The organism is Nocardia sp. NPDC058633 (genome assembly GCF_042717045.1).
Taxonomy (GTDB): Bacteria; Actinomycetota; Actinomycetes; order Mycobacteriales; family Mycobacteriaceae; genus Nocardia.
In genome coordinates, this window is record NZ_JBHXRA010000028.1 from 38,234 (window position 1) to 48,066 (window position 9,833).

At 68.2% G+C, this 9,833-nt stretch carries 17 protein-coding genes and 1 pseudogene; 1 reads left to right on the forward strand and 17 read right to left on the reverse strand.

What is annotated here, in order from left to right; translation table 11 throughout:
- Positions 1-54: 54 nt before the first annotated feature.
- The 14 genes and pseudogenes from ACFWUR_RS28155 to ACFWUR_RS28220 all read right to left on the reverse strand — a co-directional run bounded on the left by ACFWUR_RS28155 (position 55) and on the right by ACFWUR_RS28220 (position 6,655).
- Positions 55-471 carry a hypothetical protein gene (locus ACFWUR_RS28155; protein ID WP_378910841.1) on the reverse strand — a complete coding sequence of 139 codons (417 nt, stop codon included), beginning with the start codon at positions 469-471 and terminating at the stop codon, positions 55-57.
- The gene (locus ACFWUR_RS28160) at positions 464-805 is read right to left on the reverse strand and encodes a hypothetical protein (RefSeq protein ID WP_378910842.1); all 342 of its coding nucleotides are present in this window, start codon (positions 803-805) and stop codon (positions 464-466) included. Before ACFWUR_RS28160 ends, ACFWUR_RS28155 begins: the two co-directional genes overlap by 8 nt.
- Complete coding sequence (locus ACFWUR_RS28165) at positions 802-2,025, reverse strand: hypothetical protein (protein WP_378910843.1); 1,224 nt, start codon at positions 2,023-2,025, stop codon at positions 802-804. The genes ACFWUR_RS28160 and ACFWUR_RS28165 overlap by 4 nt, the downstream gene beginning before the upstream one ends.
- Entirely contained in the window at positions 2,022-2,852 is an 831-nt protein-coding gene (locus tag ACFWUR_RS28170) for a PD-(D/E)XK nuclease-like domain-containing protein (RefSeq protein WP_378910844.1), read from the reverse strand. Before ACFWUR_RS28170 ends, ACFWUR_RS28165 begins: the two co-directional genes overlap by 4 nt.
- Positions 2,853-3,151: 299 nt before the next feature.
- Positions 3,152-3,376: pseudogene (locus ACFWUR_RS28175) on the reverse strand (WhiB family transcriptional regulator); the annotation flags it as partial.
- A complete protein-coding gene (locus tag ACFWUR_RS28180; RefSeq protein WP_378910846.1) occupies positions 3,373-3,675 on the reverse strand; it encodes a hypothetical protein in 303 nt (100 codons plus the stop codon). The gene ACFWUR_RS28180 and the pseudogene ACFWUR_RS28175, both read right to left, overlap by 4 nt.
- Positions 3,675-3,845, reverse strand: coding sequence for a hypothetical protein (locus ACFWUR_RS28185; RefSeq protein WP_378910848.1), 171 nt, complete (start codon positions 3,843-3,845; stop codon positions 3,675-3,677). Before ACFWUR_RS28185 ends, ACFWUR_RS28180 begins: the two co-directional genes overlap by 1 nt.
- Positions 3,842-4,150, reverse strand: a complete 309-nt coding sequence (locus tag ACFWUR_RS28190) for a hypothetical protein (RefSeq protein ID WP_378910849.1) — start codon at positions 4,148-4,150, stop codon at positions 3,842-3,844. The genes ACFWUR_RS28185 and ACFWUR_RS28190 overlap by 4 nt, the downstream gene beginning before the upstream one ends.
- Positions 4,150-4,809, reverse strand: a complete 660-nt coding sequence (locus tag ACFWUR_RS28195; protein ID WP_378910850.1) for a hypothetical protein — start codon at positions 4,807-4,809, stop codon at positions 4,150-4,152. Before ACFWUR_RS28195 ends, ACFWUR_RS28190 begins: the two co-directional genes overlap by 1 nt.
- A complete protein-coding gene (locus ACFWUR_RS28200) occupies positions 4,802-5,137 on the reverse strand; it encodes a hypothetical protein (protein ID WP_378910851.1) in 336 nt (111 codons plus the stop codon). Before ACFWUR_RS28200 ends, ACFWUR_RS28195 begins: the two co-directional genes overlap by 8 nt.
- The gene (locus tag ACFWUR_RS28205; RefSeq protein WP_378910852.1) at positions 5,134-5,661 is read right to left on the reverse strand and encodes a hypothetical protein; all 528 of its coding nucleotides are present in this window, start codon (positions 5,659-5,661) and stop codon (positions 5,134-5,136) included. Before ACFWUR_RS28205 ends, ACFWUR_RS28200 begins: the two co-directional genes overlap by 4 nt.
- Positions 5,662-5,874: 213 nt before the next feature.
- Positions 5,875-6,192: a hypothetical protein gene (locus tag ACFWUR_RS28210; protein ID WP_378910853.1), complete on the reverse strand. Its 318-nt coding sequence runs from the start codon at positions 6,190-6,192 to the stop codon at positions 5,875-5,877.
- Positions 6,189-6,431: a helix-turn-helix domain-containing protein gene (locus tag ACFWUR_RS28215; RefSeq protein WP_378910854.1), complete on the reverse strand. Its 243-nt coding sequence runs from the start codon at positions 6,429-6,431 to the stop codon at positions 6,189-6,191. Before ACFWUR_RS28215 ends, ACFWUR_RS28210 begins: the two co-directional genes overlap by 4 nt.
- Positions 6,428-6,655: a helix-turn-helix domain-containing protein gene (locus tag ACFWUR_RS28220; RefSeq protein WP_378910855.1), complete on the reverse strand. Its 228-nt coding sequence runs from the start codon at positions 6,653-6,655 to the stop codon at positions 6,428-6,430. The genes ACFWUR_RS28215 and ACFWUR_RS28220 overlap by 4 nt, the downstream gene beginning before the upstream one ends.
- Before the next feature lie 223 nt (positions 6,656-6,878).
- Between ACFWUR_RS28220 and ACFWUR_RS28225 the strand changes: the two genes are divergently transcribed.
- Positions 6,879-7,145, forward strand: coding sequence for a helix-turn-helix transcriptional regulator (locus ACFWUR_RS28225; RefSeq protein ID WP_378910857.1), 267 nt, complete (start codon positions 6,879-6,881; stop codon positions 7,143-7,145).
- Between the two features lie 14 nt (positions 7,146-7,159).
- Here the strand turns inward: ACFWUR_RS28225 and ACFWUR_RS28230 are convergent, their stop codons facing one another.
- From ACFWUR_RS28230 to ACFWUR_RS28240, 3 genes are all read right to left on the reverse strand, one after another.
- Positions 7,160-7,315, reverse strand: coding sequence for a hypothetical protein (locus ACFWUR_RS28230; RefSeq protein WP_378910858.1), 156 nt, complete (start codon positions 7,313-7,315; stop codon positions 7,160-7,162).
- A gap of 294 nt (positions 7,316-7,609) precedes the next feature.
- Positions 7,610-8,095, reverse strand: coding sequence for a hypothetical protein (locus ACFWUR_RS28235; RefSeq protein ID WP_378910859.1), 486 nt, complete (start codon positions 8,093-8,095; stop codon positions 7,610-7,612).
- Between the two features lie 34 nt (positions 8,096-8,129).
- Positions 8,130-9,668, reverse strand: coding sequence for a tyrosine-type recombinase/integrase (locus ACFWUR_RS28240; RefSeq protein WP_378910861.1), 1,539 nt, complete (start codon positions 9,666-9,668; stop codon positions 8,130-8,132).
- Positions 9,669-9,833: the final 165 nt, after the last annotated feature.

A 9,833-nucleotide genomic window follows, 5' to 3' on the forward strand; every position in this document is an offset into this window, starting at 1 on the left:
CTCCTGTCCGCCGCCCGCACCGCGCGGCCGTAACCGCGCGGTGCGAGAGCTGGGTTAGTTGCGCGGGGTTGTGTCCGCGCGGCGGCGGTCGCACTCGGCGGTGCTGTGGGTGTTGGCGATGCTGTCGGCGACCGCCTGCAGCGCGATCGCCTGCTTGTAGGCGCACATGCCGGGCAGGGTCATCACCGCGGCCTGTACGTCGTTTTCGCCGCGGGGCGTGAGCACGACGATCGCGACGGCCTTCTCTTCCATCAGCTCGCGGTTCGCCGACAGGAAATCGGCGCGCACCTCGGCCGCGGTCGCGAAGGTGCGGAACGCCTTGCGACCGTCCGCGTCGGGGCTCTCGGTCGAGGGCTCGTCCTCGGCGGCCCGGCTGGCGCGCTTGGTGAGCGCCTCGACCGAGGCGAGGATCCCGAGCAGACCGGCGAGGGCGTCGGCGCGGTTGAAGCTGGGGGCGGTCTGGTCAGGCATGGTTCTCCTTGGGGATGAGGGTGGTGCAGGAATTCGTCAGTGCGTCGGCGACCTGCTCGAGGGTCATTCCGGGCGGGAACGAGATGGTCGATCGCGGGGCGACGTCGACAGGCGCATTCGCGATGCGCTGCTGCTCGACGAGCTCGCCGAGGCGGGACTCGATCGCGAGTAGCGCGTTCACGTTCGCGAAGTTGGCGAGCAGGTTGGACATCGTGAGCAACTCGAGCCGGTCAACGGGCGACGACATATCGGCGTCGATGTCGGCGAGGGTCTTCGCGGCGCCGTCGAGCATCTCGATCGCCGCCTCGCGGCCGGGCTTCATGGACGCGGTCACTGGACATCACCGGCCGGGGTCTCGTCGCCGGTCGGGCCGCACGGGATGCTGTTCTCGAGCGCGCCGGCGAGCGTCTCGGCCTCGGTGCCGGTGAGGTGCTTGAGGTCGGCGATCGGCCGTTCCGTCTTGAGCGAGACGAACTCGAGCCGATCGGCAGGCACCTTGTCGGTCAGGCCTACCTCGTCGAGCGCCTTGCCGAGGCGCTCGACCTGCTGCTCGGTCGCGACCGGATTGTCCTCGAGGTGGGCGAGTAGCGCCACGGCCTCGTCCCATGTCATCTCGGCCGATGAGGCGAACGGGCGACCAAAGAACGAGGAGAGTGTGCCGAGTTTGTCGGCGGCGGCAGCGATGCCGCGCTCGTCGAGCAGCCTCGCGACCTTCTTCTGCTGCGTGCTGGTCGAGGCCTTCGCGGGCTTAGCGGGCGGTTCTTCTACCTGCGCGGTGTCCGGTTTTGCTCCCTCTTGCGAGGCCGGTTCGTCGACCGTCTGCTCGTCGGCGGGCGGCTGCCATTGCTGGACGAGCGGCCCTGCGGCCACACCGGTTTCGGGGGCGAGCGGCGTGACGCGCTCGGAGGCGACGCGCACCGGCTCGGGCTCGTCGGCGCGGTCCTCCTGGTCCTCGGCGACGGCGAGGCCGAGCAGGATATGCGGGGCGAGACGCTTGCAGACCGTTGCGGCAGCCTTCGCCCACAGCATCTCTTCCGGCTGGAGTAGGTACTTCTCGTTGCCGATGAGCTTGTCCCACTTGTTGCGAGCGAACTCGCCGGTCTTCTCGTCGATCGTGGGCACGAACCCGGCCTTAGTGGCGCGCTCGATGGTCCATGTGCTCGTCTCGGGATCCTCGCCGGGCCACCAACCGGTAAATGTCACCTTCTCGGGCCCGGCCTCGACGGTCTTGAACTTGTAGCCCTTCGACTTCAGCAGCGCGACCATGGTCTTGGCGTAGATGGACGGCATCCCGTGCACCGGGAACACGTTCTGCAACGCGGCCAACGGATTCAGGCCGAGCTCGGCGCCGTGCAGGATCGCGACCGCGGCGTCCTGCGGTTTGCCCTGGTAGATCTTCGGGACGATCGCGGTGCGGCAGATCTTCTCGGCGAATCCGTACGACACCTCGATGGCGTTGGCGTAGCGCATCAGGTTGTCGAGCGGGTCGACGGTGCCGAGCGCGAGGGCGGCCGGGCCGTCGTCGACCATGGCGATGGCGGTTTCAGTGGTCATGAGATCCATTCCTCTTGGCGGTATGTCTTCTCGGGCAGGTCGATGTGATGGACGCCGTCGAGGTGCGACGGCCAGGTATCGGTGAGCGAGCATTCGGCGAAGCGGTCGATGGCACGTCGGTTGTCGCGCGCGCCGAGGTCGACGGCGCGCCTGGGCAGGTCGACCACGTACACCTCGTGCGGCGGGTCAGAACAGACGACGAGAAACCGGAACTTGACGACACGGATGCCGAGCAGCAAGAGCACGTATTCGATCCACGGCTGCTGCCGGTGGTAGCCGTACTTCGCGATGCTCCAAAGGAATTCGTCCGGCCCGGGCTCGCTCGACGTCTTGAAGTCGTCGACGATCGCGGTGTTCGGATCGAGCCAACGCGTCCAGTCCGGCCGGGTGCGCAGCATCACTCCGGTCGCGGGGTCGCGTGCCCACGCGGACAGCTCGGGCACGCCCTGCGAGAGCATCTCCGCGGCGGTCGGATGAGCGAGAACTCGATCAGCAGCGGCGCGGGCGGCTGCGAAGTCCTTCGGCTTCAAGGGGATCCCGCCCTCGGCGCGGATGCGGGCAACCTCAGCCTTGGCGTCGTTGCTCTGCCACTTCTCGTAGCCGGAATCGACCGGTGGCGCGCCGATGCCGAGGACGAGGGTGTGCACGGCGGTGCCGAAATCGAATGCGTCCGATGGCGGTTTCGGGTTGTCGCGCTCCCACTTCCACCGATGCGGGGTCACCTCGAGTAGGCGGCGCGCCTGCGACGACGAGATGCTGCCTCGATCGCCGTGGTACACCTGCTCGGGCACGCCCGCGTACACACCGGGCACCGTGGGGGCGCTCACACGCTCACCGCCGCACCGACGTCGAGGATCTTCTCGGCAGACGTGGCCGAGATTCTCGACCGCTTGCCGCTGGCGACCTCGGACACGGTCGCCCGGTCGACGCCCGAGTCGGTCGAGATCTCCCGCAACGACCGTCCCCGGTCCCGCAGGTCGGCGATGTGCTGGCGTACGGCGATGATGTCGCCCGCGCCGTGGCGGCATTGGTGGCAGGTGCGCAGGGCGATGCGGGTGTGCATCTCCTTGCCGCAGGTGTCACACGCGCGCACCGCGATCGGATCCTCGGCACTCGCGACGAACAGCTTGAGCTGCCGGGACTCGTCGGGCAGGAAGTACCCGGCCCAAACGCCCGCCTTCTCGCCGCCCTTTACTGCGGTGAGTCCGCACTCCTCGCGGACCGGGCAGAGCATCAGGCAGACCCACCGAGGCTCGTCGGCCTCGGCAGCGTGCAGGGGGAAGAACAGCTCGGGTTCTTCATCCCGGCAGGCGGCGCGGTGCCGCCAACTCTGCGAAGCGTGTTCGGTCATCGGCCGTTCACCACCTTTGCGGCGGTGCGCTGGCATCCTTCGCACAGTCCGCCGCCGCCGCTGCTGCGCCGGGCGTGACCGATGAGCGCGAGGTTGCTCATCGGTCGACCGCAGCCGCGGCACGGATCGGCGATCCGGGTCGCCGATCCGGTGAGGCCGAGCATGGCGAGCAGCTCGGCGGCGTCGGTGGCGTCGGTGGCGTGGTGGCACACGGTGATTGCTGCCGCCCATCGCTCGTCGGCGGAATTCGGGCCGACCTCGCCGAGGGACTCGACGCCGGTGAGATTCGTGTCGTCCACTACGCCGCCCCTCGCCAGTAGGTGACGGGCTGCTCGTCGACCGGGACGACGAGCGCGGCGGCGCGTTTTCGCCGGTAGTCGGCGACCGCCGTCCCGATGCCGACGACTGCCAGGCCGAGAGTGATGCCGCTGAGGATCGCGGCTTGCACAACGTGCGCGAGCGGGCTCATGACGCTGTCTCCTGTCGGGAAGTGTTGGCGCGCAGTGCCGCACGAGTCCGACGAGCGCGATGGATGCGGCGACGGAGCCGCGTTTTGGTGTGCTCGGCGCGGGAGAGTTGCGCGCGCAGACGGCCGATCTCCTCGGTGACACAGCCCTCCGTGCAGACGAACAGCAGGATCGGGCGCTCGCCAGCGTCGGAAACGACGGAGACGCCGTGCGGGTCGAGGGGCGTCATCCGCACCTGTCCGGTGAACGTGATCGCGCAGCGCACGCAGGCCTGCCCGTTGCGCTGGGCGTCGGTGAGAACGGACATCAGCGATCACGCTCCCGGCTGCGGTACTCGCACTTGAGGCAGCCGTAGACCTTGATTCGGGTGAGGTCGGTGAGCGCGTCGGCCCATCGCTCGGGGTAGCCGCACCCCGGGCAATCGACGTCGATGCACACGCGCACGGTCGGGGCGAAGTTCCACAGCGCCTCGGCCTCGTCGGCGAGCTCCTGGCGCTCGCGGTCGGCGGCGTCGAGGCGCAGCGCCGCGAGAGCGAGCATCTCGGCGAGAGCGCGGTGATCCTTGCTGCGCAGCCCTTCGGACAGCCATCCCCAGTGCGCGAGCAGGTCGGCACCTCGGTTCTTGCAGGCTCGCGCCTCGAGTACGTCGAGGTCATCGGCTGCGGTGTCGCGGGTGGTGGTTGCCAGTTGGATCACGTCGGCGGGTGGGGCGCCGAACTCGAGGATCACCTCGGGGCGGTCGCGGTACCACGAGAGCCGACCGCAGGTGACCTGCTGCTCGATGATGGCCGCGTTCGGGCTGCCGACGAACGGGCGATATCCGAGGTCGGTGAGGTAGTCAGACGCCGCCCGCGTGTGCGCAGCGCACGCCACGATGTAGCCGTCGAGCGCGCCGGGGGTGAAGGCCTCGACCATGTAGGCGGCCTGACTCGGGCAGCACCCGAGCGAGGTAGTGGTGTCACTCATCGCGCGCCGCCGCCCGGCCGGTGCCGCTGCAGGTCTCGCAGACCTCGGCGACGACGTCGCCAGCGCTCGAGAACCGCACGCCGAACTCGCAGTCGGGGCATTTCTGCGGGCCCTCGACGTCGAGCTGCACAGACTCGCGGATCTCGGCACTGATCTCGAAACGGTCGTCTTGCCCGTCGCCGGTGATCCGAATCTCGCAGATCGGATCGAGCTGTGACGCTGAGTCAACGAACGCCCGCAGGGCGGCGAGGGTGAGCGGCTCGAAAGGCTGAAGGCTCATCGTGTGGTCGGTGACGGTGACGGCACGGCCGCGGTAATCCCAGCTCATCGCGCACCGCCGGTCACGAGTGCGAAATCCAACTCGTGCAGAGGACGGCCGCCGTCGACCTCGGGCCCGGCCAGCTCGAGCAGGTCGCGCTCCCACACTGTGAGCTCGTTCGGACGCGAGCCCTCGGGGCGCCACTGCTCGGCCTCGGCCAGGGCGAGCAGCTCGGCGCGGGTCATCGGCAGTGTCGGCTCGGGATCGGCCGAGGGCAAGGCCTTCGGTGGGGTGGTGATGTATTTGCCACCTTGCACGATGACGGCGTTGCGGATCGCGGTCGCCGGGTCTTGCCAGGCGATGCGGACGGCGCCGACCACGACGGGCAGGGTGAGCGTGGGCGCGTCCATTGCCGCGGCGACGGCAGCCTGCCGAGCAACGCTGGCGCGGGCCCCGATCCGCTTGCGAGCGGCGGCCGTCTCGTCGGCCAGTCGGGCCACGATCGCGGCGACAGTCAGCGCGGCGGCGAAGCCGCGCGCATGTCGGGCATGGTGCCCGAACCACAGGTCGAGGATCTGGATGATGTAGTGCACTAGGATCTCCTGGTGTTCTCGGTTACTGGGGACGGCGCCCGTCGAGCAGCCACTCGGCGGGCGCACTGCGTTACTGGGTTGGTGGGTCGCTTTCTGGTCGGGTGGTAATGGCGCGTGACCGGTCGGATTTCGGGTGTGAGGGGAGCACCCGGCGGTCCGTCCGGCCGGTCACGCATCCCCGCGACGACATCGGCAGGCGCCGCCGCGGGAAGCTCATGCGGTCTGTCGCCGCTGTGCACGGGCCGCGCCGCGTGCGGACAGGCCCGCACGGTTCGCAGCGGCCGGGGTGGTGGTCTTCTTGGTCTTGGCGGGCTCGGTGGCGAGGCGCTCGGCGAGCTTCTGCTCGGCGGCAGCGCGCATGTTGTCCACGAGTCGGCACATATCGCTGTGTGTCATCCGCCACTCACGGCCGGACAGGACAGCCGTCAGCTCGCCCGATTTGATGCGGCGGTCCAGCCAGTCGACGGACGGCGCACCGGTGAGCTCGACCACGGCGTCAAGGGCGAACGTCTGATATTCGGCGGCGGTCATGAGGCCGCACCCACTTGGCTAACTTCTGCTGCGCCACTGTCGTTTTCGCCATCGACAGACGGCCGCATCTTGTCGATTGCGTCGCGGATGTCGGCCGCCGACATCGTCCACCGGTAACCGGATTTGCGGCCCGACAGGCGGCCGTCGCGCAAACGCTTGGTCAGCCAGTCCTCGGTTACGTGCAGGCGCTCGGCGACATCGTCGAGGGTGTAGAGCCGCAGCTCATCGACGCTGGTCATCGGCGCTTTTCCGCGATCGCGTCGAACAGTTCGGTGATCGTCAGACCGAGCGTGGTCACGATGCGGGCCAGCTCGGCAGCGGTGAAGGAAGTTTTCGCGTGGATTCGGCGATGCCACGTCGAGGGCGAGAGTCGCACCGCCCGGGCGACGGCCGCCTCGGATCTGTCCGTCTTCGCGATGACATCCCGCACCGCTGCTGCGGTCGCCGTGTCGATTGGGAACATATTGTGCACATTAGGGAAGAATTCTTCCCTTGGCAACACTTAAAGTTCCCAGCGTGTCACCGTAGAGGCACCATAGGGCAACCGTGCGGCGGCTATGCGGCGGTCATGTCGTCCTAGGCGTGCCACTTGCCCTATGGTCAAAATTGACCGTTAATAGGTCACTATGGACACAATCGGGGAGCCTGGCGACCACCGGGACGAGGCAGACGAGGCCGCGCGCCGGATGGACGAGGCCGCGGCGCTGCTCGACCGGTGCCTCGGCGAAGCGGTGCGAATCCTGCGCGTGACGCGCCGGCTATCCCAAACCGACCTCGCCAAGAAGGTGCGCGTCAGCACTAAGACCATGGGAATGATCGAACGCGGACAAACATCGATGTCCATGCGGAAGATGCTCGAGGTTGCGACGGCTCTCAAAGTCGAGGTCGGCGACCTCGTGAAGCGCGCGACCGATCTACAGGCGTCGGGATTCACCGGGTCGCAGACCTCGTGAAACGCGCGACCGATCTACAGGCGTCGGGATTCGACGTGTAACTCGTTGCACACCGCGACCGGGTCGGCGCCGAGGTGCTGCACCTCGAGAATGAATCGCGAGGCGGGCATTTGCCACGCTCGCGCCATCACCTCGGCGAGCTCGTCGGTATATCGCTCACGCCTGGTCATCCCCATTGCGCACCCTCGATCGACTCGTTGCCCTCCACCAGTCACGAGCGACCCGGCTCGCTCGTTCGAACACCTGTTCGATACTACCGGTTGCGGGGGTTCCGCGTAGTTCGGTGCGACGCTGCCCCTGCCCCCAAGTCGATAGACCGATGGGTACAAACGAGCGTAGCTAGAACTATGCAGGGCCACAGGGCCGATTTTCGATGCGGCCGAATCGTTACCACTCGGTACATTCGGACACGCAAAACTGGGGCGTATCAACGTGATACGCCCCTAGTCATGGGGTATTGACGACTACGCTATGCGCCGAACACCTCGGTTGCCGAGGGTGTGCGCGGTCTGCACGCGAGCGATCTCGGCATCGGCAACTGCAGCGACAGCGGCGATTTCACGATCGCAGTCGTGCCGCATACGCGAGACCGCCTCGGCTGCTGCGTCTCTCGCGTCGGCCGCATCTTCGGCCGCGAGATCACGCAGTGCGAGCGCGGCGTCGCGCTCCCGGCGCGCCGCGTGTGCCTCCCGTTCGGCACCGTGCCGAGCACGCTCGGCGGCGGCGATGATCGCGCGGGCGCGGGCGAGCTCGGCGGCCTCTCCCCCGGCCTCGGCCTGCTCGGCCTCCTTTGCGAACCGTTTCACGGCGCGGTGTGCGCGCAACGGGGTGTGGTTCGGATCCGCGCAGTACGACGCCGGTCGGCCCGGCCCGGTGCGCGGCTGAATCGCCGTACCGCACACCGCGTCCGGGCCGGTCGGAAACTGGCAGTGACCTGCGGAATTTTTCATTTCATTGCACCTGATACGAAATGGAATTCGCCGGTCATGCCGCCGCCTCGGCCGCGTCCTCGGCCGCGGCCTCGACGTCGTCGACCTCGTGCAGCGCGACATGATCGACCGCGGCCTCGAAGGTGTCGAACACCTGCGAGTGCACAACGCCGGTCCGGTCCTTCCACACCGCCTCGAATCCCTCGGCGAGCGGGTCGACCTCGCCGAGTTCGCCGATCCGCACGAGTCGGCGCCGGCGGGCAAGCTCGAGACTGACCACGTTGTCGCGCAGCAAGGGCAGGCGCCCGCCGACGCGCACGGCCGCGGCGATCGAGGCCCGGGTGTCGATGTGTCCGTACTTGCGGTCGGTCGTGCTCACCGACTCGTGCCCGGCGTCCCGGCTGACCACCCAGATCGGCACGCCATCCTGTAGGCGCCAGCTAATCCCGGTGTGCCGCGTCAGATACGGCGTCAGCCATTTCCGCAGCAGCCGGTCGACGGTCTTGTGCCCGAACCGCGCGAGCAGCTCGGCGGCCGTCTCACCCTCCCAGTGCGCCATTTTCCCGAACAGCTTCCCGCCCGGCTGCTCTCGATCGGCGAGCGCCTCGAGGCGGCGAACCGCGGGGAGCCAGACCTGCTCGTAGAAACCGTGCGTCGTGAACGCCGTGCCGACGCCGGTCGGGAACAGCAGCTCGTCGGGGTCGCGGTCGAGATCGAGCCGCGCGATCGTTTCGAGCGGGACGTGCGTCACCCGGGTACCGCGCTCGGACTTCGGCGGGCCCAGCTTGCGGCGTCCGTTGTCGTACTTCCACGCCTTGTCGACGTTGACGGCGCCGGTCTCGGGGTCGATGTCGCCCACGGTGAGCGCGAACACCTCGCCGGGGCGGCACATCGACATCACCATGAACTCGAACATCGGCCGGTACTTCGGCCACAGAACGGCCTCTACGAGCTCGTACTCGGTAGGCGTGAGGAAATCCCTACGGCGGCCGTTTACGCGCGGGAGACGCGTGTGTGCGCAGGGATTCGACGGCACGAGGGGCTCGGGCCGGTGCCGCGCGGCGGCGGCCATCGCCTCGGACACGAATCCGTGCTTGTTGCGGATCGTCTTCGGCGAGTTGCCCGGCGGGCGGCCCGGCCGATTGCACACGTCGTGTTCCAGCCACAGCACCCACGCGGCGTCGAGTTCCTCGGTGTACGCACTGAGCGGCAGCTCGCCCATGAACGGCACGACGTCGAGGTCGATGTACCGGTGATAGCGCTTGCGGGTCGCGTCCTCGATACCGCGCAGCCGATCGGCGTACTGCCGCAACCATTCCGCGATGGTGAGCTCGCCGCCGGGGACGGTGGCGCCGATCCGGGCGAACAGGATCGCCTCGGCGCGCTCGGGGCCGACCTTGTCGAGCAGGGCCGCCCAGCGGACGGCCTCGAGCTCGTCGTCGAACGGCTGCGACGTGGCGACCGGCTTGCCGTTGCGGGTGATGGTGTATCGAACCTGCCAGCAGACCGAGCCGTCTGTACGGGGTCGCGGGCGGGGAGTGTGAACGCGCTTCTTGGGCGTGCGGGGGGTCTTGCGGGGAGTGGTGGCAGACATCGCGGATCCTCGATGGGTCGTTGCCGAAATCCCCTCAGATCACGGTGGACCGCTACCCCCGCAACCACTTTCGTGGACGCGGTTCGTGGACGCGAACGGGTCAAAGTCGGAAAAACATACTCTGACCTGCGGTAATAGGAGTGGAGCCTAGGGGAATCGAACCCC